Here is a 25,976-nt window from a genome sequence, read left to right as displayed (position 1 = left end):
GCCCGAAGCAGCCGCCCGCCCCGCCCTCGTCCGCGTGGATCGCCGGCGTCCGCGGCTCCGGCTTCACGCTGCTGGTGATGGGGATCATGATCCTCGCGGTGGTCGTGCTCGCCCCGAGCATCAAGAACTTCGTCGAGCAGCGCGCCGAGATCGCCGAGCTGCAGCGCTCGGTCGACGCGGCTAAGACCCAGGCGCAGAACCTCGACGAGCAGCGCACCCGCTGGTCCGACCCGGCGTTCATCCGCGCGCAGGCCCGCGAGCGGCTGTACTTCGTGATGCCCGGCGAGGTGAGCTACCTCGTGCTCGACGACGTGACGCTCGCCCAGCAGGCGCAGCAGCCCGCGAGCGACACGGTGCAGGAGACCCCGAGCGACTGGGCCGGCTCCCTGCTGTCCTCGATCGCGGTCTCGGGCCTCGGCGAGCCGACCGCCGACGAGCTGACACCGACTCCGTAGCTCCTGCCCGACTCCGTAGCTCCCGCCCGACCCCGTCGCTCCCGCCCGGCCCCGCGTACACTGGAGCGTCCTCCCGGCCGTCCGTCCTCTGGAGCCCCCGTGACCACGCCCCCCTTCGATCCGCCGTCCGAGCGCGACATCGCGGTCGTCTCCGCCCAGCTGGGCCGTCCCGCCCGGGACGTCGTCGGGATCAGCGCACGCTGCGTCTGCGGCGACCCGACGGTGGTCTCCACGAGCCCCCGCCTGTCCGACGGCACGCCGTTCCCCACCTTCTACTACCTGACCCACCCCGCCGCGACGGCCGCGATCTCGCAGCTCGAGGCCACCCAGGTCATGGTCGAGTACAACGCGATGCTCGCCGAGGACGAGGAGCTGCGCGAGGCGTACGCCGCTGCGCACCGGGCGTTCCTGGCCGACCGCGAGAGCGTCGGCTCCGTCCCCGAGATCGCGGGCATCTCCTCCGGGGGCATGCCCTCGCGGGTGAAGTGCCTCCACGCCCTCGCCGCGCACGCCCTCGCGGCGGGCCCCGGCGTCAATCCGATCGGCGATCTGGCCCTGGCCCGCGCCGACTGGTCTCCCGAGCGCTGCGCCTGCAGGCCGCTCGACGCGTAGCCGCTCCTACCGGAGCCACGGAGGCGCCACCACCGGCGCGCTCTTCGCTAAGCTGATTCCCAGTCGGGGTCAGTGCTGCCCACCGCATCGAGAGCGGGCACTTCGCATTGCGTGAGGGTGTTCGCATTGTCCATCCCTCTTGGAGAGTCAACCGTGCCCAGAATCCTGATCGTCGGAGGCGGCTACGCCGGCTTCTACACCGCGTGGAAGCTCGAGAAGCAGCTCCGCCCGCACGAGGCAGAGGTCACGATCGTCGACCCGCTGCCCTACATGGCGTACCTGCCCTTCCTCCCCGAGGTCGCCGCGGGGTCGATCGAGCCGCGCCACGCGATCGTCTCGCTCCGCCGCCACCTCAAGAAGACCGCGATCCTCGCCGCCAAGGTGACGAAGATCGACCACGCGAACCGCACCGCGACGATCACCCCGACCGTGGGCGAGCCCTACGAGTTCGAGTACGACCAGATCGTCGTCACCGCCGGCTCCGTCTCGCGCACCTTCCCGATCCCGGGCGTCGCCGACAACGCGATCGGCCTGAAGACGATCGAGGAGGCGACCGCGATCCGCGACCGCATGCTCACGAACTTCGACAAGGCCGCGTCGCTCCCCGCCGGCCCCGAGCGCTCGCGCCTGCTGACCGTCACGGTCGTCGGCGGCGGGTTCGCGGGCATCGAGGTCTTCGCCGAGCTGCGCTCCTTCGCGAGCGCGCTGCTCAAGCGCTACCCCGAGATCGACTTCGAGGAGACGCAGTTCCACCTCATCGAGGCGATGGGCCGGATCATGCCCGAGGTCGCCCTCGAGACGAGCCACTGGGTGCTGAAGAACCTCGACCAGCGCGGCGCCACCGTGCACCTCGACACGCAGCTCAAGTCGGCCGAGAACGGCGTCATCCAGCTGTCGACGGGCGAGAGCTTCGAGTCGGACCTCATCATCTGGACCGCGGGCGTCATGGCGAACCCGTCGATCAAGAACTCCGACCTGCCCATCGAGGAGCGCGGCCGCCTGCGCGTGCGCGCCGACCTCCGCGTCGGCCACGACGACGTGCTCGTCGAGGGCGCCTGGGGCGCCGGCGACGCGACGGCCGTCCCCGACCTCACCGGCGGCGGCGTCGGCGGCTTCTGCGTGCCGAACGCCCAGCACGCCGTCCGCCAGGGCAAGCTCATGGCCAAGAACATCACCGCGGTGCTCCGCGGCGAGGAGCCGGTCGACTACGTGCACAAGAACCTCGGCGCGGTCGCGGGCCTGGGCATCGGCATCGGCGTGTTCCAGTCCGGCAAGATCGCCGTGAAGGGCTTCCCCGCCTGGGTGATGCACCGCGGCTACCACGGTCTCGCCATGCCCTCGTGGGAGCGCAAGTTCCGCGTGGTCTGGGGCTGGTGGAACAACCTCTGGCTCGGCCGCGACATCGCCTCGATCGAGGCCCGCGAGTACCCCCGCGGCTCCTTCGAGACCTACGCGTCGCGTCCGCGTCCGGCGGCCCCGGCCGCCGAGGCTCCGGCCGCGCAGGCCCCGGCGCAGATCCCCGGCCAGGCCGGTGCTCCGGTCCCGGTCGGCGGCGAGCCCGCCAAGTCCTGACACCGCCGCCGGGAGGGTCGCTCCTCCCGGTGGTCGCCCCCATAGCCCAATCGGCAGAGGCAGACGACTTAAAATCGTCTCAGTCTGGGTTCGAGTCCCAGTGGGGGCACTCCGTCCGACGTGCCGCTCTCTAGGCGGCGCGGGCGTGCGCGCTGCGTCGAGCGGGCTCGAGCAGCCCGGCCTCGAGGGCCTGGGTGATCTCGCCCGGGGTGCAGTCGGCGCAGAGCACGACGAGCTCCTCCTCGGTGTCGCGGCCGCCGGAGCGGTCGAGGACGACGGCGTCGGTTCCGCAGAGTGCGCATTCGATCATGCGGGTACCGTACGTCCGACCTCCGACATGCGCGCGGCAGCGCCCCGGCGCGTCTCGCCCGGATCCGGCAGGGCGCCGGGCGCGCCTCCGGACCGGTCGTCCTTCCGGCCGGAGGAGCCCGGTGTTCGGGAATCGGACGAGGATCCCGCGCGCCCGCGCCGCCTCGCCTAGAGTCGTCACCGGGCGGTTCCGAGCCCGGGCGCCCGCGTCCGGATGCGAGCCGCCCGGTCCACGGCGGGCGCCGGAACGGTCCCGCTTCTCGTGCCCGCGGGCACCGTCATGCACCGCCCGGCGACGGGCGGCCGGGAGGCCCCCATGGGGAAGCTGCTCTACGGAGCCTCGGGAGTCGAGATCGAGTTCGACGACCGCACGCTCACGCACGTCCAGATCGTCATCGCCAACAAGCTGCGCCGCCGCGAGAGCTTCTTCTTCTCCTGGCGGGACGACCCCGCGGTCGGCGACGGCCGCTCGAGCATCTGGCTCGACCCCTCCGTGCCCCTCTACTTCAAGTACTTCGGCGGACGGGTCCCCTCGATCAACCGCACCTGGATCGACCTGCTGACCGTCTCGGCGAACTCGTCCGGCGGGCTGCAGCTCGTGCAGGAGCCGGACGCCGCCCCCACCCCGCCGCCGAAGGGCGAGCAGGGCGCCTGACCCCCACCCGCCACGCCCCGGAGAAGAGCCCCATGCAGCGCGACGTCTCGGCCCACCTGACCCTCGACGTCGCGGCTCCGGCCGCCCTCGTCCTCTCGATCGCGGTGGCCGACGCGTACGGGGCGGAGGAGTCGCTGACGCTCACCGTCGACGGCCGCCCGCTCGCCGCTCGCGAGGTGATCGACCAGCACGGCACCCGGCTGCACGTGCTCGACGCGCCGGTCGGGCACCTCGTCGTGGACTACTCCGCGCGCGTCCTGGGACGCCTCGATCCGCTCGAGGGCGACGAGGTGGACCGGCTGCGGTACCTGCGGCCGAGCCGCTACGCCGAGTCGGACGTGCTGTGGGCGACGGCCCGGGCCGAGTTCGCCGGCCTCGCCGGGGCGGACCTCCTGCACGCGGTGAGCTCCTGGGTCGGCACGCGGCTGGCGTACGTCCCCGGCTCGAGCCTTCCGACGGACGGGGCCGAGCGGACGCTGCTCGCCCGCCGCGGCGTCTGCCGCGACTTCGCGCACCTCGTCGTCGCCCTCCTCCGGGCGCTGGACGTGCCCGCCCGACTGGCGGCCGTGTACGCGCCGGGACTGCAGCCGATGGACTTCCACGCGGTCGCGGAGGCCTGGATCGAGGGGGAGTGGCGCGCGGTCGACGCGACGACGCTCGCGCCGCGGTCGAGCCTCGTGCGGATCGCGACGGGACGCGACGCGGCCGATACCGCGTTCCTCGGCGTCTACGGCGGCATCGCGACGCTGCGCGAGCTGACCGTCGGCGCCGTGGCCGACGTGCTGCCGGGCGACGACCTCGACCGGCCCGTCTCGATCGGCTGAGCGGGCTCCGAGCCCGGCTACTCCGACTCGACGAAGCGCCGCCAGGCCCAGATCGACGTGCACACCGCGCTGAAGGCGACGACGGCGAAGAGCACCGGACCCGCTCCACCGTCGGTCGACCAGGACGCGATGGTCGGGGTGAGCAGCACGAACAGCACGGTCGTCGCGAGGAGCGTGAGCCCGAGCCAGAGCAGCGGGGACCAGCGCAGGATGCTGCGGCCGGCGGGGCGCCCGACCGGGAACAGCAGCACCACGCTCGAGCCGACCGAGATCAGCGTGGTCGCGCTGAGCACCTCCGCGGCGAGCACGGAGCCGAACGAGCCGTCGGGCGGGACCACGGCGGAGGCGCCCCAGGCGAGTCCGGCGAGGCCCAGCAGCGAGACGACGCGGACGGTGGAGAGCTTCGCCCGGTCGACGGCGGATGCGCCCTCGGGGAGGACGAGGCCGATCACCACGCCGAAGAGGAGCGCCGGGTCCAGTCCCGCGAAGCGCGAGACGAGAGCGGCCGCCGCGACCAGGAGCAGCGCGCGCGGAGCGGCGACGACGCCGATCCCGCTGACGCCGATCCGTCGGCCGACCAGCGCGGGGACGGCGGCGGCGACCGCGTTGACCACGGCGACGGCCACGATGACGGCGATCAGCAGGCGCAGGTAGGCGGGCTGGCCGTCGACGCGTCCCGAGAGCAGGACGAGGCCGGCTGCGCAGCCGATCATCCCGACGACCATCAGGCGCGGCGAGGCGGGACCGGTGTCCGGCTTGTCGTCGTACTCGACGGCGGCGCGGTTCCGGCCCGTGAGGTGCCAGCTGCGCTCGGCGCGGGGCGCGCGCCCGGCCGCGGCGAGGCGGGCCGGCACGACGACCAGGGCGAGCGAGAGCAGAGCGAGGGCGAGGGAGCGCATCCAGTCGGCCATCGAGACGACGGGCGATCCGGCGGACAGCGCGGTGGTCATCCCGGTCGCCGCGCTCCAGCCGCCCGGCTCGGATCCGGCGTCGGGGGCGGGCTGCGGCGGCACGTCACCGCCGTCCTGGTCTGGAGCCGGGACCGGTGCTGCGGTGGGCTCGGCGGTCGGCTCGTCCTCGGGCGCGGGCGCGGCCTCTCCGGGGCGGACGGGCGACGGGGACGCGGTCGGCGCCGCACTGCTCGGAGCGGGAGACGCGGCGGCCCCGGGTGCGGTGGGCGCGGCACCGGGGGCGGCCGGCGTCGTCGCGCTGGGCGTGCCGGTGGGAGCGGTCGTCGCCGCCGCGAAGGTCACGTCGATCCAGGGGCTCGGCGGGCTGTAGTTGCCGGCGCTGTCCCCGGCGATGGCGGAGACCCGGTGCGCGCCCGCCGTGATCGTGCCGCCGGTGCAGCTCCAGGCGCCTCCGCTGACCGCCGCGTCGCAGGTGTTGACCCGATCCACGTACACGTAGGCGCGGGTGCCGTCCACGCCCGTCCCCGAGTAGGACGCGCCGCCGAGCGGCAGGGCGGCGCCGTTCGACGGCGAGGTGAGGGCGGGGGCGGCAGGAGCAGCGGTGTCGACCACGAGGGTCACCGGCGCGCTGGCCGGCGAGGCGGCGCTGCCGGCGAAGGAGGCGGTCTGCGTCGCGGTGACGCGGTAGCTGCCCGGCGCCGGAGTGGGGGCGAGCTGGCAGAACCATGCGCCGCCGGAGTCGGCGGTGGCCAGGCACGCGGCGCCGCCGTTCGAGACCGCGGCGACGCTCGCGCCGGGGTAGGCCGTGCCGCGGACCGAGCCCGCGGAGGTCGCCGAGCCGTCGACCGACTCGATGACGGGGGCGCTGAGGACGGCGATCGGGACGGCGGCCGAGGTGGTCCCGCCGCCGGCGAGGAGCTCCACCGCGACCAGGGTCGCCGGCCCGTCGTCGAGGGAGACGGCGCAGCTCCAGCCGCCGTCGGGGCCCGCGGTGGTGATGCAGAGGGGGTCGCCGCCGCCGCGGAGCCCGATCTGCACCTGGTCCCCGGCCGTCGCCGTGCCGGTGACCGTCGTCGCTCCCGTGCTGAGGACCGCGCCGGAGGAGGGAGCGGTGATCGTGAGAGCGGCGGCCTGCGCGGCCGGAGCGGCCAGCCCGGAGACGGAGGCGACGGCCGCGAGGAGCACCAGCAGCAGGGCGGCCGTGCGCCGCGGGGATCGGCGGAGTCGGGGCACCGGCACGACCGGTGAACCCCCCGGTACTGCCACGTCGACGCCCGATTTCACGATGCGTCCATTGCACGGGGGCAGGGGGGAGCTGTCAAGCGCGCCGCACCACTGTTCCCGGATGTACACCATCCGGAGGAGGCGTCTCAGTCGGTCGGGGGAGTCGGGGAGATCCGGGAGAGCGCTTCCGCGAGAATATACCCGTCGATCAGATCCGGAGGACAGTGGAATGCGCGAAGACGAGGCCCGCGGGCGCGATCGGCGGGAGGTGCGCGTCGAGGCTGCGCGCTTCGACGATCCGCGCGAGCTGGGCGGGCTCCTGCCGCCGGGCCTGCGCATCGGACTGGCGCAGAGCGCCTTCCAGACGGAGGGCTCCCTCGAGACGGGCGGCCGGGGCCGGTCGGTGTGGGACGACTTCGCGCTGCGACGGGGGACGATCGCCGAGGAGGCCACTCCCGAGATCGCGACGGACTTCCTCCTGCGCTGGCGCGAGGACCTCGCGCTGCTGGTCGATCTCGGCGTCGACGAGCTCCGGCTCTCGGTCTCGTGGCCCCGGCTGCAGCCCGACGGCCGCGGGCCGATCGACCGCGGAGGGCTCGGCTTCTACGACCGCCTGCTCGACGGGCTCGCCGAGACGGGGATCCGGGTCGCGCTGACCCTGCACCACCGCGACACCCCGTCGGCGCTCAGCGGCGGCTGGATGAACCGCGACACCGCGTTCCGCTTCGGCGATCTCGCCTTCGAGCTCGGCGGGCGGTTCGGCGACCGGGTCGCCGACTGGATCACCCTCGACCAGCCGTCGACGGTGATGCTCGAGGGCTACGCGCTCGCGCGGCAGGCGCCGGGCGCCGGCCGGCTGTTCAGCGCCCTGCCGGCGCTGCACCACCAGCTCCTCGGGCACGGCGTGGCGCTGGAGGCGCTGCGGGCGGCGGAGGTGACCGGGAGGATCGGCCTCGTCGACGCGCTCGCGCCGGTCGAGCCCGCCTCGGACGACGACCGGGACCGCGCCTTCGCCTCCCTGGCGGACGTCCTGCGGAACCGCCTGGTGGCCGACGCCGTGCTGACCGGGTCCTACCCGGTCGGACCGGAGGCGCTGCCGCCGTTCCTCGGCGCCCTCGCGCAGGCGGATCCGGTCGACCTCGCGCGCATCTCGGCTCCGCTCGACTTCTACGCGGTCGCGCCGCTGCCGCCGCTGCGGATCGTGGCGGGCCGCGACCCGGCGCTGCCGACCGGGGTGGGCGCTCCTCCCGCGCTCCCCTTCCACACGGCGCCCTGGCCGGAGCTGGACCGCACGGGCGACGGCTCGCCGGTCGCACCCTGGGCGGTGGTCTCGGTGCTGCGGTCCCTCGTGGAGCGCTACGGCGACGCCCTGCCGCCGCTGGTGGTGACCGCGCTCGGCGCGAGCTACCCCGACGAGCCCGATCGCGAGGGTGCGATCGTCGACACGGAGCGGATCCGCTGGCTCGGGGCTCACCTGGCCGCTCTCGCCGAGGCCGTCCACGACGGACTGCCGGTGGAGGCCGTGCAGCTCTGGACCCTGGTCGACGCGTTCGAGTGGCAGCACGGCTACAGCCGCCCGCACGGGCTCGTGGCCGTCGACACGCGCAGCCGGGACCGCGTGCCCAAGGCGTCGTTCGACTGGCTCCGGCGCGTCCTCGACGCCCGCTCCTGACGCGGGGGCGTGCGAGACTGCCGCCGTGCGCAGCCTCCTCGCCCTCGCCTCCGTCCTCCACGCCGACCCCGCCCCGGTGCTCGCCGCCCTCGCGGACGTCCTCGCCGCCGACGGCGCGTACGAGCGGCGGGGGAGCGGGCTCGAGCGCCGACTCCCCGTGCTCGGCGTCGAGCAGTGGCGGGTCCTGGCGGACGAGGAGGGGGCCCGGGTCGAGTGCGAGCTGGTCGCCGCACCCGCCTCGTCGGCGCTCGCCGGGGTCCTCCTCCGGCGGCGGATCCGCGAGGCGCCGGACCGGTTCCGCGCGGTCGTGACCGCGGTCGCCGACGCGGTGGAGTGACGCTCCGGGGATGCCCGCGCGGGTCCGCTCCGACGCCCGCTCTCCGCTCCGCCCGCCGACCCGCCCGCCGCCCCGCCTCCACACCGCGCCAGCGCCCCCCGAACGGGGAATGCGCGGGCGCTCGCCGCTGTTGTCTACCGATGACGGGACGGGGCTCGGCGCCCCGCCCACCGGACAGCTCGGAGGAGCCAGAGGCAGATGGCAGGAACAGGGATGAACAAGGGTCGAGGGGCGCGCGGCAGTGACGACGAGATCGTCTACCGCCGCCACGCGAACGGACGCGGCATGGTCGCTCCCGGATCGCGCGTCTCGGCGACCGCGTACGTGGAGACCGGCGCCTACGTGGAGCCCGGCGCGACCGTGGGCGAGCGCGCCTGGATCGGCGCGGGCAGCTGGGTCGACCGCGACGCCATGATCGGGCACAGCGCCTTCATCGGCGCGAACGTGCACGTCGGGCCCGAGGCGATCATCGGGCCGGGGGCGCGGATCGGGAGCTACTCCCGCATCGGACGCTCGGCCGTGATCGCGACCGGCGCCCGCATCGACCGCGACACCGTGGTGCCCGACGGCGCCCGGAAGGGCATCGACGAGGCGAGCGAGAGCGGCCGCCGCGCGGCCTGACCCCCACGACCCTGTTCCGCCGGCTCCCCGGAGCGGCGGAATAGGGTCGTTCCATGTTCGAACTCCACCACCTCAGCGCCCAGGAGCAGTGGGACTGGCTGCAGCGCGGAGAGGTCACGCCTCTCGAGCTCGCCGATCACTACCTCGCCAGGATCGAGCGGTGGAACGGGGAGCTGGGCGCCTTCGCCACGGTGACCGCCGATCGGGCGCGGGAGCGGGCGTCATCGCTCGGCACCGGGCCCGGCACCGCTCCGCTCTGGGGCCTGCCGAGCGGCGACAAGGACCTCTGGCGGCGCGCGGGCGTGCGGACCGCATTCGGATCCCGGCTGCGCGAGCACCACGTGCCCACCGCCTCCGACGAGATCGTCGAGGTGCTCGACGCGGCGGGAGCGGTCAGCCTCGGCAAGACCGCGGCGCCCGAGTTCGGGATGCCCTCCTACACCGAGACGCGGATCGGCCCGCCCGCCGTCACGCCCTGGGACACCCGCCTCGGGGCCGGCGGATCCAGCGGAGGAGCGGCGGTCGCCGTCGCCGCGGGACTGCTGCCGTTCGCCCCCGCCTCGGACGGCGGCGGGTCCATCCGCATCCCCGCCGCGGCCTGCGGCCTGGTAGGACTGAAGCCCTCCCGCGGACGCGTCGCCGCGCTCTCCGGCATCGGCGGGGTCGGCGGCCTGACGGTCGCCGGGCCGATCACCCGCTCGGTCGCCGACGCGGGCCTCCTGCTCGAGGGCATGCTGGAGCGGACGAACGGCCGCCTTCCGCAGCGCTGGTCGCTCGGCGCGCCCGGTGACGGCGACGGCTCGTTCCTCGGCGCCGCGGTGCGCGGAGAGGGGCGCTTCCAGATCGGCGTGCTGACGGACTCGCCCTGGGACGAGGAGTACGAGATCGCTCTCGCTCCGGAGGCGCGCGCCGCGCTGGACGAGGGGATCGCCGCGCTGGCCGCCGTCGGCCACGGGCTCGAGGAGGCGTCGCTGCCCCCGAGCGCCCCGTACCCCGCCGCGTTCCGGACGCTGTGGCAGAGCGGCGCGGCGACCCTGCCCGTCGAGGGCGCGGACCTCGATCTGCTGGAGCCGCTGACCCGCTGGCTGGTGGAGGAGGGACGCCGGCGCTCCGCCCGCGAGATCGTCGAGGCGGCGTCCTGGCTCTCGGGCTACGAGCGCGCGGTGATCGCGGCGTTCTCCGGCGTCGACGCGGTCCTGACGCCGTCGCTGGCGATGACGCCGCGCCCCGTCGGCTGGTACGACCTCGAGGATCCCGAGCGCAATTTCGAGCAGCAGTGTCTCTACACGCCGTACACGTCCTTCGTGAACGTGAGCGGCCTCCCCGCGATCACCCTTCCGCTGAGCACCACGGAGGAGGGCCTGCCGATGGGAGTCCAGCTGATCGGGCGACCCGGCGGCGAGGCGACGCTGCTGGCGATCGGCGCACAGCTCGAGCGGCGGGCGCGTTGGCAGAGGCGGCACCCGCCGCAGTGGTGACGGGGCAGGCCGCAGTCGTGACGGGTCCGGGCGCGGCCGCACGGCGGATGGTCAGGTCCGGCTCTGGTCACTGAGGTAAGCCTTGCCTATACTCGAACACGATGTGCATGTTCGAGGACCGCGACGGCTCCGCGCCGGTCGACGTGAAGCAGTTCCTGATCGCGGGCGACGAGACCGTCGTGCCGTGGATCCAGAGCATCCTCGACACCCTCCCCGCGAACGCCCGCGGCCAGGTCTTCGTCGAGGTCGACGACGCGCGCGGACTGCCGCCGCTCGCCGCCCCCGGACGGGTCTGCGTCACCTGGCTCGGCCGCTCCGAGCGCTCGGGCGCCCCCGGCACCGGTGAGCGCTGCTCCCGCGGAGTCGCGCTCGACCGCGCGGTCCGGGCCTGGGTCGGCGAGATGTCGGTCGTCGACGGCGACTACCCGTGGGCCGACGGCCGCCACGACTTCTGCGCCTGGATCGGCGGGGCCGGCCCCGTCGTCGCCGAGCTCGCCGCCGACGTGGAGGCGCGCCTGCGCACCTCCGCCGAGCACGCCGCGCGCTGACCGTCCGCCGGGCGTCCCGGCGGAGTGTTAGGCAAGGCTTACCTTCTGTGCGAGACTGAGGCGATGCCTCCGACGACCGCCGCCCCCGCCCGACCGGCCTACCGGCCGTACCTCGCGACCGTCGCCGCAGCGACCCGGATCGCCCCGCACTTCATCCGCGTGACCCTCACCGGCACCGGCCTCGACCACGTCGGCTGCACCGGCCCCGACCAGCGCATCAAGCTCGTCGTCCCCACCGCCGCCTCCGACGCCCCCGCCTTCCTCGCCTCCGTCTCGGACCCCGACGGACCCGACGGACTCGACCCCGACTGGTACGGCCGCTGGCGACAGCTCCCCGACGAGCTCCGGAACCCGCTCCGCACCTACACCATCCGCGCCGTCCGCCCCGAGGACGCCGAGGTCGACATCGACTTCGCCGCCCACGGCGACACCGGACCGGCCTCCGCCTGGGTCGAGAGCGCCCGCGCCGGCGACCAGATCGTCATCATCGCGCCCGACACGCGCTCCGACCTCCCCGGCGGCGGAGTGGAGTTCCACCCCGGCGCCGCCACCTCCCTCCTCCTCGCCGGCGACGAGACGGCCGTCCCCGCCATCGCCGCGATCCTCGAGAGCCTCGACGACGACGCCACCGGAGCTGCGTTCCTCGAGGTCCCCACCGCCCACGACCGCCTCCCGCTCCACCACCCCGCCGGCGTCCACGTCACCTGGATCGTCCGCGCCGACGCGGCAGCCCCCGGAGCGGCCCTCGGCGACGCGGTCCGCGCCTGGGCCACCCGCTTCCTCACCGCCCACCACCGCGGCGTCGACGTCAGCGACATCGACGTCGACCACGAGATGCTCTGGGAGGTCCCCGACGAGAGCACCGACCCCGGCCTCTACGCCTGGATCGCCGGAGAAGCCGGCGCCGTGAAGCTGATCCGCCGCTGCCTCGTCACCGAGCTCGGACTCGACCGGAAGCGCGTGGCGTTCATGGGGTACTGGCGCCTCGGCCGCCAAGAGTCCAACTGACCCGGAGCGCCGCAGGGCGACGTTCTGCGGCGTTGTCGTCGGGCGCGATACCGCCGGTATCGCTTCCTCCTCCGCCTTGCAGAACGTCGCCCTGCGACGCTCCGGGCGCTGCTCGTAGGGGTGCGGCGCGCCGGGGGCGCGGCCGCGGGGGACGGCGCGCCGGGGGCGCGACCGCGGAGGACGATGCTGATCGAGTGGACCTCGCAGAGGGCGCTTCGAGAGTCATTGCCGACGGATTTCGCGCGTGATCGAGCGGTCCTCGGGTGCCCGGCGAGTCGGGCGATCGCGCCCGGACATGCTGATCGGGCAGCCCTCGGAGAGGGAGTATCGAGATCCACCCCGACCGATCTCGCGGCTGATCGAGAAGCTCGCGGGCACACACCGAGTCGGGCGACCGCGCACAGACCTGCTGATCGGGCAGCCCTCGGAGAGGGGGTGTCGAGATCCTCCCGGCGAGCGCGCCGGGTGCTCCGCGCCGCCCCGCGCCGAGTCGGCGGCGGCGGGGAGCGGCAGCGGCTACAGGGTGGGGGAGACGCCCACGAGGCGGCTGGAGAGAGTCCAGAGGTCGTGGGCGAGAGCGCGGTCGCGGGCCTGGGGGTTCAGGGAGCCGTGCGGCGTCAGCTGGTCGAAGTAGGTGCCGCTGGCGGCGCCGACGTCGGGCTCGGAGGCGAGGGTGATCAGCGGCACCGCACCCGCCTCGGCGGAGATGCCGAAGGAGCCGACCGAGAGGCTCGTCATCAGCTTCATCATCGTGCTGTCGGCGCCGAAGCTCGTCGAGACGACGCCCGGGTGGAACGAGTACGCGTCGACCGACGTCGTCAGCAGCCGCTCCGCCAGCTCGCGGATGAAGAGGATCGTCACCAGCTTCGACGTGCCGTACGCCCGCCAGCCGCCGAGCCACGGACCGCGGCGGTTGTCGAGGTCGTCGAGCCTCAGGCGACCGAAGCGGTTCGCGAGGCTCGCCGTGGAGACGACGCGGACGCCGGCCCGCTCCCTCGAGGTCTCGATCATCCGCGGGAGCAGGAGCCGCGTGAGCAGGAACGGCGCGAGATGGTTGCTCTGGATCGTCCGCTCGTGGCCGTCGACCGTCTCGGCGCGGTGGGAGACGAGCCCGCCCGCGTTGTTCGCCAGCACGTCGATCCGCTCGTAGCGCTCGAGGAGGCCGTCGGCCAGGGCGCGGACGTCGTCGAGCCGGTCGAAGTCGGCCAGGAACGCGTCCCCTCCCACGTCGGCGGCGACCGCGCGGGTGCGCTCGGGGTTCCGCCCGACCACGGCCACGCGGGCACCGGCGGACGCCAGCGCTCCCGCCGCGACCCGGCCGATGCCGGAGCTCGCTCCGGTGAGGACGACGACGCGCCCCGTCATGTCAGTGACCACGGAGATATCCGCCCTTCTCGAGACCGGCTTCGATCTCGAATCGATTGCGCAGCGGATCGCGACCCGCCACCGTGTACGCGAACGGGAACCACATCCCGTAGAGCCGCCACTGCTCCTTGTGCACGGCCTCGTGCTCGAGGACGCTGTCGGAGACGTTGGTGCCCGTGAGGTAGCTCGTGCCGACGCAGGACCCTCCGCGGCCGAACGCCCAGGAGGGCAGACCGGTGAAGACGACGAGGCCGTGGCTGCGCCGGATCGGGCCCGTGCTCCACAGCGCGCCCCAGGCGAGTCCGACCGCGCACGCGAAGAGGTAGCCGGGCCGGGTGATCGCCGGATCCAGGGCCACCGTCGCGACGGCTCGACGGAGCGCGCTCACGCGCTGTCGCGTCCGTAGGTCTCGAGCAGCCGCAGCCAGACCTCGCTGATCGTCGGATAGGAGGGGACCGCGTGCCAGAGGCGCGAGAGCGGCACCTCGCCGACGACGGCGATCGTCGCGGAGTGGATCAGCTCGCCGACCTCCTTGCCGACGAAGGTGACGCCGAGGACGACCTTCCGGTCCTCGTCCACGACCATCCTCGCGGTGCCCGTGTAGCCGTCGGCGGCGAGGGCGGCGCCGGCGACCGAGCCGATCTCGTAGTCGACGACGCGGGTTCGGTAGCCGGCCTTCTCGGCGCCCGCGGCGGTGAGGCCGACGGACGCGACCTCGGGGTCGGTGAAGACGACCTGCGGCACGGCCTCGTGGTCCGCGGTCGCGACGTGCGCTCCCCAGGGGGCGTCGTGGACCTCGGCACCGGTGGCGCGCGCGACGATCACGTCGCCGGCCGCACGGGCCTGGTACTTGCCCTGGTGCGTGAGCAGTGCGCGGTGGTTCACGTCGCCGACCCCGTAGAGCCACGGACGCCCGCCGCCGAGGGGAGCACCGTCGCCGCCCAGCGCGAGCATCGTGTCGTCGACCGTCAGCGAGGAGCCGGGCTCGAGGCCCACCGTCTCGAGGCCGACGTCGCGGGTGTGCGGGGCGCGGCCGGTCGCGGCGAGCACCTGGTCAGCCTCGATGACGTCGCCGCCCTCGAGCGTCACCGCCACGGTGCCGTCGGACCGGCGCTCGACCGAGACGGGCGAGTCGCCGAGGCGCAGGTCGACGCCGAGCTCCTGGAGCGCCGAGCCGACGAGCTCGCCGGCGAAGGGCTCGAACGGCGCGAGGAGTCCGCTGCGGGCGACGAGCGTGACGGAGGAGCCCATGCCGGCGTAGGCGGTCGCCATCTCGGTCGCGACGACTCCGCCGCCGATGACGACGAGGCGCGGCGGCACCTCCTCGGCTGAGGTGGCCTCGCGGCTCGTCCAGGGGGATGCCGCGCGCAGGCCAGGGATGTCGGGGACGACGGCGGTGGTGCCGGTCGCGACGGCGACGGCGGAGCGGGCGCGGAGCACGCGCACCTCGCCGTCGGGTCCGGTCACGGTGACCTCGCGCTCGCCGCTCAGGCGGCCGTGCCCGCGGACGAGCTCGATGCCGGCGCCCTCGAGCCACTGCACCTGGCCGTGGTCGTCGAAGTGGCTGGTGAAGGAGTCGCGGCGGGCCAGGAGCGCGGGCACGTCGACTCCTCCGCTCACCGCCTGCGCCGCGCCGGGGAGATCACGGGCGGCGCGGAGCGCCATCGGCGGCCGCAGCAGCGCCTTCGAGGGCATGCACGCCCAGTAGGAGCACTCGCCCCCGACGAGCTCGCTCTCGACGACGGCCGCGGTGAGGCCGCCCTGGACCGCGCGGTCCGCGAGGTTCTCGCCCACCGGCCCTGCTCCGATGACGATGACGTCGAACTCGTCCGTCGTGCTGCTCATGCTGTCTCCCTGGGGTTCTCGGAGGCGTCGAGCCCCGTCGTCGGTGGGTGCCCGGCGCTCAATGCGCCGGCACGATCTCGGCCCGCCAGCCGTCGTAGCGGCCGCCGTGGCTCTCGACCGCCTCGATCACCTGGCGGAGGAACGCGGTGGTCGACTCCTCGTCGACCGCGGCGTGGTGGCTCGCGACGAGGACCTGCCTCAGCCTCAGCCGCGAGATCGCGATCTGGAAGCCGGAGGCCACGAGGACGCGCCCGGCCCGTCGTGCGGTGCTGCGGCGGGAGAAGACGGCGAAGTGGTCGACCTCGCGCAACTCCCACACCTGGTCGCCGTAGCGGAGCCGGATCTCGAGCTGCTGCGCGGCCCGCTCCTGCTGCGCCTCGAGGGAGGAGCCGCCGGGCGCCGTGACGGTGGTGCTCTCGTCGCTCATCGTCCGGTGAACTCCGCCCTCGTGCGCTGGAGGAAGGCCTCGGTGCCGATGCGCGCATCCTCGGACGCCGCGAGACGCGCGAGCGCCCCGGGGAGCGCGGCCGCGGCCTCGGCGTCGGACGCGGCGACCGCGAGCCGGGCACTGGCCAGGGCGGCCTGCACGGCGAGCGGCGCCTGCGCGGCGATCCGGGCGGCCAGCGCCCAGGCCGCCTCGGCGACCGTCCCGTCGGGGACGACCTGCTGCACGAGGCCGATGCGGTGGGCCTCCTCGGCGTCGAAGAGGTCGCCGGTGAGGATCCAGCGCATCGCGTCGCCCCAGCCGACGGCGCGGGGGAAGCGCAGCGTCGCTCCGCCGAAGGGCAGGATGCCGCGGGCGACCTCGATCTGGCCGAAGCGGGTGGACCGCTCGGCGAGGACGACGTCGCTCGCGAGCGCGAGCTCGATGCCGAGTGTGAGGCAGGTGCCCTGGAGGCCGATGACCACCGGCTTGCTCACGGGGCGGGTGCGCAGGCCCCAGGGGTCGAGACCGCCCTCGGGCACGAAGTCGAGGCCGTCGGAGCCCAGGCGGGGCCCGATGTCGGCGAGGTCGAGCCCGGCCGTGAAGTGCCCGCCCTCGGCGAGGACGACGCCGGCGCGCAGCTCCGGGTCGCGGTCGAGCTCGCCGTACGCGGACGCCAGCTCCGCGAGCAGCCGCAGATCGGCGGCGTTGCGCTTCTCGGGCCGGTCCAGCACGATCGCGAGCACGGTCCCGCGCCGCTCGGTGCGCACGCGCGGTCTCTCGTCGCTCATCGTTCCTCCGCTCGGTCGCGTCCGACCATCTTGCCGGGTGCCGCCGACACGCGCTCGGGCTTGCGCGCCGATGGCAGGGCTCTCTCAGGCCCCGCGGGACAGAGCGCCGAGGAGGCGGAGGATCGTGGGCAGGTCGTCCTCGGCCGCGGTCGGCGACGACGGGGCGAACGAGGTGACGCCGGCGCCCGCGAGCGGGAAGCGGGACCGGAGGGCGTCGAGGCTCGCGACGAGGCGCGAGGCGGGCACGCCGAAGGGCACCGGGTCGAACAGCCCGGCGAGATCGGCGGGGTCGAGCACGTCCAGGTCGAGGTGCACGTAGACGGAGGCGGCACCGGTCGCCTCGACCGCCGCGACGAGCGACTCCGGGTCGAGGGCGTCCGCGGGCAGCACCGCGGCGCCCCGCTCGACCAGCCGCTCGAGCTCGCCGTCGTCGGCGGAGCGGACACCTCCGAGGACGACGCGCTCGTCGGCCACCCGCTCCTCGGCGCCCGCGCTCAGGAGGCCGACGCCGCGTCCCAGCGCGGCCGAGAGGACCATGCCGCAGAAGGCGCCGCTGGGGGAGGACTCGGGAGTGTGCGCGTCCGGGTGGGCGTCGAGCCAGACCAGCGCGACCGGGCCCGGTGCCGAGCGCACGGCGTGCCCGATCGCCGCGAACTCGACGCCGCAGTCGCCGCCGATCGTGATCACGGGACCGGTGCGGCCCGAGAGGGCCTCGCGCACCCGCTCGGCGACGGTGGCGACCGAGGCGTAGCGGCGGATGCCGGTGTCCTGGGCGTCGCCCGCCTCGGCGGGGATGTCGAGGGTCGTGGTGGCGGAGGAGGGCAGATCTCCCCGGATCGCCTCGGCTCCGTCGACGAGGCGCATCGCGCGCGTCGACGCCGAGCCCTGCCACTGGGGGACGACGAGGAAGGAGGCCATGTCCCTCACTATGGCACGCGCGCCGGTGCCGGGTGCCTGCGTGCTCAGGCCGCGGGCAGGCCTCCGGGAACGGCTGCTGGGCGGAGCGACGGGGGTGCGCCGTCGAGGTCGACCAGGGCCTCGTCGAGCGCGGAGCGGGCGCGGTCGGCGGCGGCGCGGGCCTCGTCCAGAGCGCCGGCCGGATCGCCTGCCGCACGGCGCACCGCGGTGTTCAGCTGCCCGAGCGTCTCCTCCGCGAGGATCCGGGGTGCCGCGGTGATGCGCTCGCCGTGCACGGCGGCCAGGAGCAGCACCGACTCGGCACCGAGCCGGGCCGCGGTGCGCGCCGCCTCGAACAGGAGGAGCTGGCGCTCGGCCTGGGCCCGCGGCTCGCGGTACCCGGAGACGACGGCGTCCAGAGCGGAGTCGGCGTCGAGCAGCAGGACCAGCAGCGCGGCCGGATCGTGGCGGGCGCCGGCCGACCGGGCGTCGTCGGCGTCGAGGAGGAGCGACCGTGCCGCGGCGCACGCGACGGCCACGTCGGCGGCGGAGGCGAGCTGCGCCGAGGTGCGCAGGTCGGAGAGGGTGGCGGCCCGCTCCAGGTCGTCCCGCACGGAGCGCTCGACGCCGCTCAGCTGCACCTCGGCGCGGGTCACGAGCCCGACCAGCGAGTCGACCGCGTCGAGCAGGGCGTCGGGATCGGGGGAGCCGCCGGCGGCGACGTGCTCGACGGCCTCGCGCAGCGGTCGGACCCGGCGCTCGGGAGTGGTCCCGGCGAGGACGGAGACCTCGGAGCGCGCCTGCTGCACGCGCTCCAGGAGGGACGGGCTCGGCGAGGTCACTCCGTGATCGTACGGCCGGAGTGTGACACCGCGTGACACGGCGGTTCGACCGGCGGCGGCGGCGTGCCCAGGATGGAGTCATGACCCGCTCACTCGCCATCGTCGAGGTCGCCCGCGTGCGACCGGGCCGCGAGGAGTACCACGCCTACGTGCAGATCCTGAACGGCCGCATCCTCGCCCTCGCGCACGAGCGCGGCTGGCGGGCGGAGCGCTTCGCCGCCGAGGAGCTGGGCACGGAGGAGCTGCTGGCGCGCACGGCGGGGGCGGACGCCCTCGTCCTCGCGGGCGGCGAGGACATCGCTCCCGAGCAGTACGGCGCCGACCGCGGCTACCCGGCCGAGGGCCCCCACGCGGAGCGCGCGGACGCCGCCCAGATCGCGCTGGTGCACCGGGCACTGGCCCGCCGGACCCCGCTGCTGGGCATCTGCCGCGGCCTGCAGATCGTCAACGTCGCGCTCGGCGGCACGCTGGTGCAGGACCTGGGTCCGGAGGCGGAGCACGTCAACGCGGCGGCCCCCGCTCACCAGCGCATGCACCGGCACGAGGTCGGGCTCGCGGCGGGCTCCGTGCTCGGCGGGCTCTTCGGGTCCGAGGCGCTCGCGGTGCAGAGCGCGCACCACCAGGCGGTCGACCTCCTCGCTCCGGGGCTGCGGGTCGTCGCCCGGGCGGAGGACGGCGTGATCGAGGCCGTCGAGCACGTCGCGGCCCCCCTCGTGGGCGTGCAGTGGCACCCCGAGGACCCGGACGCTCCCGCCGGTCAGCTGGCGACGCTGCTCGACGGGCTGGCGCTCGCCGCCGCCCGCGGGGAGTTCGCGCTGCCCCTCGCCGCCTGAGCGGCCGGGGCTCCCCGCGGGCGACCGGGCTCAGCGGGCCAGTCGGGCCATCCACGCCTCGATGTCGTCGGCCGAGCGCGGGATGCCGGCCGAGAGGTTCTCGGCGCCGTCGGCGGTGACGAGCACGTCGTCCTCGATCCGGACGCCGATGCCGCGCAGCTCCTCCGGGACCGTGAGGTCGTCGGGCTGGAAGTAGAGGCCGGGCTCGATCGTGAAGACCATGCCCTCCTCGACCAGTCCGTCGAGGTACATCTCGCGCCGTGCCCGGGCGCAGTCGTGCACGTCGAGCCCGAGGTGGTGGCTGGTGCCGTGGACCATGTAGCGGCGGTGCTGCTGGTTGTCGGCCTCGAGCGCCTCCTCGGCGCTGACCGGCAGCAGGCCCCACTCGGCGGTGCGCCGCGCGATGACGGCCATCGCCGCGGCGTGAACCTCGCGGAAGCGGATGCCGGGTCGGACGATCGCGAACGCGGCGTCGGCCGCCTCCCGCACCGTCTCGTGAACCTGGCGCTGGGCGTCCGTGTAGCGGCCGTCCACCGGGAAGGTGCGCGTGATGTCGGCGGTGTAGTAGCTGTCCTGCTCGACGCCGGCGTCCAGCAGCACCAGCTGGCCGGGGCGCACCGGCCCGTCGTTGCGCGTCCAGTGCAGGATGCAGGCGTGAGGGCCCGCCGCGGCGATGGTGTCGTAGCCGACCGCGTTGCCGTCGGCGCGCGCGCGTCCGTTGAAGACGCCCTCGATCAGGCGCTCGCCCTTCTCGTGGGCGATGATGCGCGGCAGGTCGGAGAGGACGTCCTCGAAGCCGCGGCCCGTCGCGTCGACGGCGGCGCGCAGCTCGGCGATCTCGTAGGCGTCCTTGACCAGGCGGAGCTCGGCGATGTCGCGCTCGAGCGCCGCGTCGCGGTCCGCCCGCTCGTCGGCCTCGACCGCGTCGAGACGGCCGGTCACCGCCGGGTCGGCCTCGCGCAGCACGGCGAGGGGGACGCCGTCGTGCGCGTCGAGGGCCGCGTCGAGCTCGGCGATCCCGCGGGTGGCGAGGCCGAGATCGCTCGCGACCTGCGCGAGCGACGGGCGCGGCCCGATCCAGAACTCGCCGATCTCGGGGTTGGCGTAGAACTCGTCGGAGTCGCGGCCCGCGCGCTCGCGGAAGTAGAGCGTCGCGCTGTGGCCGGACCCGGCGGGCTCGAGGACGAGGACCGCGCCGGGCTCGGAGTCGGAGCCCCAGCCGGTGAGCCAGGTGAAGGCCGAGTGCGCACGGAACGGGTAGTCGGTGTCATTCGCGCGCTGCTTGAGGCGGCCCGCCGGGACGACGATGCGCACGCCGGTGTGCAGCGCGGAGAGGCGCTCGCGGCGGGAGGCGGCGAAGGACGCCTGCTCGCGCGGAGCAGGCAGCGGCTCCTCCCGCTCGGCCCAGCCGGACGCGATGAAGTCGCGGAAGCGGTCGGAGGCGGGGGTCGTCGAGCGGTTCGCGGTGGCGCGGGGGCGCGGGGCGGCGGCGGGGTCGGGCGTCTGAGCGGCGGTCCGCTCCTCCGTGTTCGTCATGGCTCCTATTGTCCTCCTCCGCACGGCCGCGGGGGCCGCCACGGGCCGAGCGGGGGAGGAGGACGGGGAGTCGGCGTCCGGGGAGGAGCGTCAGGACGCGTCCTTCACCATCCCGCGGACCGAGAGCTGGACGACCAGCGGCCGGTGGTCGCTCCCGGCGTCGTCGCGGTCGTCGACGACCTGGTAGCCCGAGACCTCCCAGCGTCCGGAGAAGAGGACGTGGTCGATCGGGGCGCCGAGCGCGGGCGGGACCGAGGACGGCCAGGTGCCCAGGGCGGCGCCGCCCGCGACGGTCCCCGCGTCGCGGCAGCCGCCCAGCGTGGCCGAGCCCGGCAGCCCGGTCCAGTGGTCGACCGTGGAGTTCAGATCGCCGAGGACCACGACGTCCTCCTCCGCGGAGCAGAGCGCGGAGACCGAGAGCAGATCGCTCCGCCACTCCGCGAGGCGCGAGGGGATCGGCGCCATGGTGTGCACCGCGGCGAGGACGGGGCGCTCGGGAGTGTCGGGGCGTGCGACGAGGGACGGTGTCGATCCGGTGACGACCGCGGCGGTGTCGACGCTGTAGCCGCCGAGCGAGGGGGAGAGCAGCAGGGCCGCCCCGTCGTCGGCGCCCGACCCGGCGTAGTGGAGGGTCATCGACATCCCCTGGGCGCTGAGCGCGTTCACGACGTCCTGCGCGTGCGTCTGCGAGACCTCGAGGAGGGCGATGCCGTCGACCGCGCTCTCCCGGGCGAGCGAGGCGATCGTGTCGACGGGCACGCCGTCGTGCAGCACGTTCCAGGTCGCGAGGCGCACGTCGGCGAGGCGGTGGGCGCGCGGAGCGGCGGAGTCGTAGCCCCGCGCTCCCTGCACTCCCGCGAGCACGAGCGCGAAGACGACGCCGAGCGCCGCGAGGGCCAGCGCGAGGCGCCTGACCGGAGCGACGAGGACCGCGATCACGACCAGGACAGCGGCGAGCCCGACGGCCGCCGCGCCCGTCGCGAGCCGGAACGGCACCAGCTGGGCGAAGGGGGCCTCCCGGGCGATCCCGAAGAAGCCGGGCGCCGCGACCACCAGCAGAGCGATCGCCACGATCACCGCCACCGCGGTCTTCACCAGTCTCGTCCCCATCGCCGCCCAGGCTACTAGGGCATCGGAGGGCTCGCAGGCGGCGCGTCTACGATGAGCGCATGCATGTCGACGGGGGCCGTTACGACCTCCACACCCACTCCGTCGTCTCCGACGGCACCGAGGCTCCGGCCGTCCTGGTGCGGGCCGCGGCCGCGGCCGGGCTCGCCGGAGTGGCGCTCACCGACCACGACACGACCGGCGGCTGGGCCGAGGCGCTCGCCGCGGCCGAGGAGGCGGGCATCGACCTGCTGCCCGGCATGGAGCTCTCCTCCCGCGTCGGCTGGGCCAGCGTCCACGTCCTCGCGTACCTCGTCGATCCGGCGGATCCGGGGCTCGTGGCCGAGACCGCGCGCATCCGCTCGGCCCGCACGCACCGCGCGGAGGCGATCGTCACCGCGATCGCGGCCGACTACGACCTCACCTGGGACGACGTCCTCGCCCAGACCAGCCCGGGCACGACCATCGGGCGTCCGCACATCGCCGACGCGCTCGTCGCCCGCGGCCTGGCCACCGACCGCTCCGCGGCCTTCGCGGGGATCCTCGACTGGCGCGGCGGCTACTACCGCCCGCACTACGCGCCCGACCCGGTCGACGCCGTGCGCCTGGTCCGCGCGGCGGGCGGGGTCCCGGTCATCGCGCACCCGGCCGCGAGCGCCCGCGGGATCGCGGTCGAGTCGATCCTCCCGCAGCTCGTCGACGCCGGCCTGTTCGGCCTCGAGGTCGAGCACCGCGAGAACACGGCCGACGGCAAGCGCCGCCTGCGCGAGCTCGCCGAGCAGTACTCGCTCGTCACCACGGGCTCGAGCGACTACCACGGCACGGGCAAGCCCAACCGCCTGGGCGAGAACACGACCGCGCGCGCGACCGTCGACGCGATCCGCTCCTCCGCCCGCTGAGTCGCGGAGAGCCGCTGACAGGCGGAGAGCCGCCGGATCACCGTGACCGCTGAGAGGCGGAGAGCCGCTGAGTCGCGTGGGGACACCGCTGAGTCGCGGGAGAGCCGCTGAGACGCCGGGAGCCCGCCCTCCCGCGACGGATCGCGGGGGGACGGGCTCGGGGCGCGGAGGCTCAGGCCTGCGCGTCAGGGCGCGGCGAGCGGCGGCGCGACCGGGTGCGGCGGCGCGGCTCGCTGTTGCCGTCGTGGTGCTCCTTGCTCTCGCTCGAGGGAGCGGGGCCGGTCTGCTGCGGAGCGGTCGAGTCGGCGGAGTCGGAGCGGGTGCGGCGACGCGGCGGCCGGTCGCCCCGCTCGGAGCGCTCGCCGCGGTCGGAGCGCTCGCCCCGGTCCGGGCGCGCGTCGGCCTTCGCCTCGGCCGGGATCGGGGTCGGCTTCAGCCGTCCCTTGGTCCCCGCGGGGATGTCGAGGTCGGTGTAGAGGTGCGGCGACGACGAGTAGGTCTCGACCGGGTCGGGCTGGCCGAACTCCAGCGCCCGGTTGATGAGGGCCCACTTGTGCAGGTCCTCCCAGTCGACGAAGGTCACCGCGATGCCGGTCTTGCCCGCGCGCCCGGTGCGGCCGACGCGGTGCAGGTAGGTCTGGTCGTCGTCCGGGATCGTGTGGTTGATCACGTGGGTGACGTCGTTCACGTCGATGCCGCGCGCGGCGACGTCGGTGGCGATCAGGATGTCCTTCTTGCCGGCCTTGAACGCCGCCATCGCGCGCTCGCGCTGCTCCTGGTTGAGGTCTCCGTGCACGGCCGCCGCGTTGAAGCCGCGGTCGTTGAGCTCCTCGACGATGCGGGCCGCGGCGCGCTTCGTGCGGGTGAAGATGACGGTCTTGCCGCGGCCCTCGGACTGCAGGATGCGCGCGATGACCTCGTCCTTGTCGAGCGAGTGCGCCCGGTAGACGATGTGCTTGATGTTCGCCTGCGTGATGCCCTCGTCGGGGTCGGTCGCGCGGATGTGGATGGGCTTGTTCATGAAGCGGCGCGCGAGCGCGACGATCGCGCCCGGCATCGTCGCCGAGAAGAGCATGGTGTGGCGGGTGGGCGGCGTCTGCGCGAACAGCTTCTCGATGTCCGAGAGGAAGCCCAGGTCGAGCATCTTGTCGGCCTCGTCGAGGACCATCACCTGCACGTTGGCGAGCGAGAGCAGGCGCTGCCCGGCGAGGTCCAGGAGGCGGCCGGGGGTGCCGACGACGATCTGCGCGCCGGCCTTCAGCTGCTCGATCTGGCCCTCGTAGGCCTTGCCGCCGTAGATCGAGACGATCTTGGTCGGCCGGTTGGAGGCGGCCAGCTCGATGTCCTCGGTGACCTGCACGGCGAGCTCGCGGGTCGGGACGACGATGAGCGCCTTGACGCCCGGCTCCGGGCCGGTGCCGAGGGCCTGGATGAGGGGGAGGCCGAAGCCGAAGGTCTTGCCGGTGCCGGTCTTGGCCTGGCCGATGATGTCCTGCTTCTGCAGGGCCAGGGGGATCGTCTGCTCCTGGATGGGGAACGGCTCGAGGATGCCCTTGGCGGCGAGTGCGGCGACGATGTCGTCGTCGATGTTCAGATCGGAGAAAGTCACGGAGTGAAGCGCCTGTCGTGTCGAACGGTCTACGCCCCTGTACGACTCCGGGCGCAGGGTCACCGATCCAACGCCGGTGACATCCCGGCGAGTCTACTGCTCCCGGCCCCGCCGGCCCCGGAACCCCGCTCCTCCGGCGCCCTATGCTGAGGAAATGGCTGCCTGGTTCCGACGTCGACGTCCCCTGCTCGAGGTGCCCCGCCTGACGCCCCGCGGGGAGTCGAGCCAGAAGCGCGACCGCGTCGACCTCGCCGACCTCACCCCCGAGGTGCTGCCCTACCTCGGCCAGGTCGCCTACCTCCAGCTCGCGGTGTTCGAGGTGCTGGCGCGCGCCGTCGCCGAGACCGACGACCTCGCGGACAAGGAGGCCATCTCCTCCGCCGCCGGCACGGCGCTCGCGAAGCACCACGCGGTCGTCGCCGAGCTGCGCCGCCGCGACGTGGAGCCCGGCGAGGCCATGACTCCGTTCCGCCCCGCGATCGACACCTTCGAGCGGCTCACCCGCGGTGCGGACCTCCACGAGACGCTGCTCTCGGCGTACATCACGGCGGGCCTGCTCGACGACTTCTTCATCCGCCTCACCGGCGGGCTGCCCACCGACGTGGGGCCGCGCATCGCGCAGACGCTCGGCGCGGACACGGGCGTCGACGGCGTGATCGCGATCCTCCGCCGCGAGATCGCCGCGGACGAGCGCCTGGGCTCGCGCCTGGCCGTCTGGGGCCGCCGCCTGGTGGGCGACACCCTTCTCGTGGCGCGCTCCGCGCTGATGGGGTCGGGCAACCACGACTCCGACGAGTCGCGGATCGAGCCGGTGTTCACCGAGCTCATCGCCTCGCACACGCGCCGGATGGACGCGCTGGGGCTCACGGCCTGACGGTTCCCGGCGTCGCACTGCCCCGGAATCCGGAACGACGGAGGCGCGGAAGTCCGAGGACTCCCGCGCCTCCGGCTCGGATCAGGGGGCGACGCGTCCCGAGAGCATCGCCTGCAGGGAGGCCTCGTCGCGGCGGGCGCGGCTGCGCCCGAGCGAGAGGCCGACCGGGACGACGACCACGGCGGTCGCGACGAGGGACAGGACCCAGATCAGGCCGCCGTCCCACGGCAGGCCCGCCCAGGTCAGTGCGACCCAGACGACTGCGGCGACGAGGCCGCCGATCGCCGGGACCAGCACGGAGCCGTGCAGGTGCCGGTGCGGCAGCCCGTAGCGCGCGGCGAGACCGATCAGGACCCCGAACAGGGTGATGAAGAGGAGCTCCACGACGTGTCCGCCCGGGACGCTCTAGGCGACGAAGCCGACGCGGCGCGACTCCTCGGAGCCGACCTCGACGAAGGCGATGGTGGCGGTCGGGACGATGTAGATCTTGCCCTTCTCGTCGCGGAGGCGGAGGACGGCGGTGCCGGCCTCGAGAGCGGTGGTCACCGTCTTCTCGACCTCGGTCACGGACATCGACGACTCGAAGTTGAGCTCGCGCGGGGTGTTGACCATTCCAATACGGATTTCCACCAGCAGTGCCTTTCGGGAGGGGACGAGGGTGTCAGGATACGGGACCGCGCTCGGACGACCGCGCCGGTTTCGCGGTGAGCGGAGCGGGCGGCCGGGGC

At 74.5% G+C, this 25,976-nt stretch carries 28 protein-coding genes and 1 tRNA gene; 15 read left to right on the top strand and 14 right to left on the bottom strand.

All coding sequences use genetic code 11. From position 1 onward, the window contains the following. The 4 genes from C5C44_RS07245 to C5C44_RS07230 form a co-directional block, all read left to right on the top strand. A partial coding sequence (locus C5C44_RS07245; protein ID WP_104225017.1) for a septum formation initiator family protein occupies positions 1-455 on the top strand: 455 nt, incomplete at its 5' end. Between the two features lie 99 nt (positions 456-554). Further along, a complete protein-coding gene (locus C5C44_RS07240; RefSeq protein ID WP_104227430.1) occupies positions 555-1,067 on the top strand; it encodes a DUF501 domain-containing protein in 513 nt (170 codons plus the stop codon). Positions 1,068-1,220: 153 nt separating this feature from the next. Next, positions 1,221-2,639 (top strand): NAD(P)/FAD-dependent oxidoreductase, encoded by a 1,419-nt coding sequence (locus C5C44_RS07235; RefSeq protein ID WP_104225019.1) that lies wholly within the window; start codon positions 1,221-1,223, stop codon positions 2,637-2,639. 35 nt (positions 2,640-2,674) lie between these two features. Next, positions 2,675-2,748: transfer RNA gene (locus C5C44_RS07230), tRNA-Leu, on the top strand. A 21-nt stretch (positions 2,749-2,769) separates the two neighbouring features. Here the strand turns inward: C5C44_RS07230 and C5C44_RS07225 are convergent. Then, positions 2,770-2,949, bottom strand: a complete 180-nt coding sequence (locus C5C44_RS07225) for a hypothetical protein (RefSeq protein WP_104225020.1) — start codon at positions 2,947-2,949, stop codon at positions 2,770-2,772. A gap of 315 nt (positions 2,950-3,264) precedes the next feature. On the opposite strand from C5C44_RS07225, the gene C5C44_RS07220 reads away from it, so the two are divergent. Continuing rightward, complete coding sequence (locus tag C5C44_RS07220) at positions 3,265-3,603, top strand: ATP-dependent DNA ligase (protein ID WP_068211888.1); 339 nt, start codon at positions 3,265-3,267, stop codon at positions 3,601-3,603. 32 nt (positions 3,604-3,635) lie between these two features. Further along, the gene (locus C5C44_RS07215; RefSeq protein ID WP_104234572.1) at positions 3,636-4,427 is read left to right on the top strand and encodes a transglutaminase family protein; all 792 of its coding nucleotides are present in this window, start codon (positions 3,636-3,638) and stop codon (positions 4,425-4,427) included. A gap of 17 nt (positions 4,428-4,444) precedes the next feature. Here the strand turns inward: C5C44_RS07215 and C5C44_RS16680 are convergent, their stop codons facing one another. Then, positions 4,445-6,571, bottom strand: a complete 2,127-nt coding sequence (locus tag C5C44_RS16680; protein ID WP_181068120.1) for a hypothetical protein — start codon at positions 6,569-6,571, stop codon at positions 4,445-4,447. A gap of 220 nt (positions 6,572-6,791) precedes the next feature. Here C5C44_RS16680 and C5C44_RS07210 point away from each other — a divergent pair, with 220 nt between their 5' ends. The 6 genes from C5C44_RS07210 (at position 6,792) to C5C44_RS07185 (ending at position 12,226) form a co-directional block, all read left to right on the top strand. Next, on the top strand, positions 6,792-8,234 hold the full coding sequence (locus C5C44_RS07210; RefSeq protein ID WP_181132757.1) for a glycoside hydrolase family 1 protein: 1,443 nt from the start codon (positions 6,792-6,794) through the stop codon (positions 8,232-8,234). Positions 8,235-8,259: 25 nt separating this feature from the next. Then, complete coding sequence (locus C5C44_RS07205) at positions 8,260-8,571, top strand: hypothetical protein (protein ID WP_104227427.1); 312 nt, start codon at positions 8,260-8,262, stop codon at positions 8,569-8,571. A 213-nt stretch (positions 8,572-8,784) separates the two neighbouring features. Further along, positions 8,785-9,192, top strand: a complete 408-nt coding sequence (locus C5C44_RS07200; protein WP_104334124.1) for a transferase — start codon at positions 8,785-8,787, stop codon at positions 9,190-9,192. Positions 9,193-9,245: 53 nt separating this feature from the next. Next, positions 9,246-10,670: an amidase gene (locus C5C44_RS07195; RefSeq protein WP_104335597.1), complete on the top strand. Its 1,425-nt coding sequence runs from the start codon at positions 9,246-9,248 to the stop codon at positions 10,668-10,670. Between the two features lie 101 nt (positions 10,671-10,771). Further along, the gene (locus C5C44_RS07190) at positions 10,772-11,218 is read left to right on the top strand and encodes an SIP domain-containing protein (protein WP_104248226.1); all 447 of its coding nucleotides are present in this window, start codon (positions 10,772-10,774) and stop codon (positions 11,216-11,218) included. Positions 11,219-11,281: 63 nt separating this feature from the next. After that, a complete protein-coding gene (locus tag C5C44_RS07185) occupies positions 11,282-12,226 on the top strand; it encodes a siderophore-interacting protein (RefSeq protein WP_104250109.1) in 945 nt (314 codons plus the stop codon). 516 nt (positions 12,227-12,742) lie between these two features. On the opposite strand, the gene C5C44_RS07180 is transcribed toward C5C44_RS07185, so the two are convergent. From C5C44_RS07180 to C5C44_RS07150, 7 genes are all read right to left on the bottom strand, one after another. Then, positions 12,743-13,603 (bottom strand): SDR family NAD(P)-dependent oxidoreductase, encoded by an 861-nt coding sequence (locus tag C5C44_RS07180; protein ID WP_244230659.1) that lies wholly within the window; start codon positions 13,601-13,603, stop codon positions 12,743-12,745. Further along, positions 13,593-13,979: a Fe-S oxidoreductase gene (locus tag C5C44_RS07175; RefSeq protein WP_104227423.1), complete on the bottom strand. Its 387-nt coding sequence runs from the start codon at positions 13,977-13,979 to the stop codon at positions 13,593-13,595. The genes C5C44_RS07180 and C5C44_RS07175 overlap by 11 nt, the downstream gene beginning before the upstream one ends. Then, positions 13,976-15,436, bottom strand: a complete 1,461-nt coding sequence (locus C5C44_RS07170; protein WP_104335596.1) for an NAD(P)/FAD-dependent oxidoreductase — start codon at positions 15,434-15,436, stop codon at positions 13,976-13,978. Before C5C44_RS07170 ends, C5C44_RS07175 begins: the two co-directional genes overlap by 4 nt. Positions 15,437-15,494: 58 nt before the next feature. Continuing rightward, positions 15,495-15,863 (bottom strand): ribonuclease E inhibitor RraB, encoded by a 369-nt coding sequence (locus C5C44_RS07165; RefSeq protein WP_104225032.1) that lies wholly within the window; start codon positions 15,861-15,863, stop codon positions 15,495-15,497. Then, on the bottom strand, positions 15,860-16,651 hold the full coding sequence (locus tag C5C44_RS07160; RefSeq protein ID WP_104335595.1) for a crotonase/enoyl-CoA hydratase family protein: 792 nt from the start codon (positions 16,649-16,651) through the stop codon (positions 15,860-15,862). Before C5C44_RS07160 ends, C5C44_RS07165 begins: the two co-directional genes overlap by 4 nt. A gap of 84 nt (positions 16,652-16,735) precedes the next feature. Continuing rightward, a complete protein-coding gene (locus C5C44_RS07155; protein WP_104248221.1) occupies positions 16,736-17,569 on the bottom strand; it encodes an arginase family protein in 834 nt (277 codons plus the stop codon). 44 nt (positions 17,570-17,613) lie between these two features. Then, positions 17,614-18,390, bottom strand: a complete 777-nt coding sequence (locus C5C44_RS07150) for a hypothetical protein (RefSeq protein ID WP_104227419.1) — start codon at positions 18,388-18,390, stop codon at positions 17,614-17,616. 80 nt (positions 18,391-18,470) lie between these two features. Between C5C44_RS07150 and C5C44_RS07145 the strand changes: the two genes are divergently transcribed. Beyond that, positions 18,471-19,223 carry a gamma-glutamyl-gamma-aminobutyrate hydrolase family protein gene (locus C5C44_RS07145; protein ID WP_104225036.1) on the top strand — a complete coding sequence of 251 codons (753 nt, stop codon included), beginning with the start codon at positions 18,471-18,473 and terminating at the stop codon, positions 19,221-19,223. A gap of 30 nt (positions 19,224-19,253) precedes the next feature. On the opposite strand, the gene C5C44_RS07140 is transcribed toward C5C44_RS07145, so the two are convergent. Together C5C44_RS07140 and C5C44_RS07135 are read right to left on the bottom strand one after the other, a co-directional pair. After that, entirely contained in the window at positions 19,254-20,759 is a 1,506-nt protein-coding gene (locus C5C44_RS07140; protein WP_104335594.1) for an aminopeptidase P family protein, read from the bottom strand. Between the two features lie 90 nt (positions 20,760-20,849). Continuing rightward, on the bottom strand, positions 20,850-21,869 hold the full coding sequence (locus C5C44_RS07135; protein WP_146078796.1) for an endonuclease/exonuclease/phosphatase family protein: 1,020 nt from the start codon (positions 21,867-21,869) through the stop codon (positions 20,850-20,852). A gap of 59 nt (positions 21,870-21,928) precedes the next feature. Here C5C44_RS07135 and C5C44_RS07130 point away from each other — a divergent pair, with 59 nt between their 5' ends. Further along, complete coding sequence (locus C5C44_RS07130; protein ID WP_104224845.1) at positions 21,929-22,765, top strand: PHP domain-containing protein; 837 nt, start codon at positions 21,929-21,931, stop codon at positions 22,763-22,765. Positions 22,766-22,937: 172 nt separating this feature from the next. On the opposite strand, the gene C5C44_RS07125 is transcribed toward C5C44_RS07130, so the two are convergent. Further along, entirely contained in the window at positions 22,938-24,374 is a 1,437-nt protein-coding gene (locus C5C44_RS07125) for a DEAD/DEAH box helicase (RefSeq protein WP_104335593.1), read from the bottom strand. A 154-nt stretch (positions 24,375-24,528) separates the two neighbouring features. Between C5C44_RS07125 and C5C44_RS07120 the strand changes: the two genes are divergently transcribed. Further along, the gene (locus C5C44_RS07120) at positions 24,529-25,248 is read left to right on the top strand and encodes a ferritin-like fold-containing protein (protein ID WP_104224843.1); all 720 of its coding nucleotides are present in this window, start codon (positions 24,529-24,531) and stop codon (positions 25,246-25,248) included. A gap of 81 nt (positions 25,249-25,329) precedes the next feature. Here C5C44_RS07120 and C5C44_RS07115 read toward each other — a convergent pair whose 3' ends face one another. Then, positions 25,330-25,632 (bottom strand): hypothetical protein, encoded by a 303-nt coding sequence (locus tag C5C44_RS07115; protein WP_104226942.1) that lies wholly within the window; start codon positions 25,630-25,632, stop codon positions 25,330-25,332. A gap of 21 nt (positions 25,633-25,653) precedes the next feature. Next, complete coding sequence (locus C5C44_RS07110; protein ID WP_104224841.1) at positions 25,654-25,878, bottom strand: DUF3107 domain-containing protein; 225 nt, start codon at positions 25,876-25,878, stop codon at positions 25,654-25,656. Positions 25,879-25,976: the final 98 nt, after the last annotated feature.

Source organism: Rathayibacter sp. AY1F6 (assembly GCF_002932035.1).
Classification (GTDB): domain Bacteria; phylum Actinomycetota; class Actinomycetes; order Actinomycetales; family Microbacteriaceae; genus Rathayibacter.
This window is presented reverse-complemented; position numbering and strand designations above follow the sequence as displayed.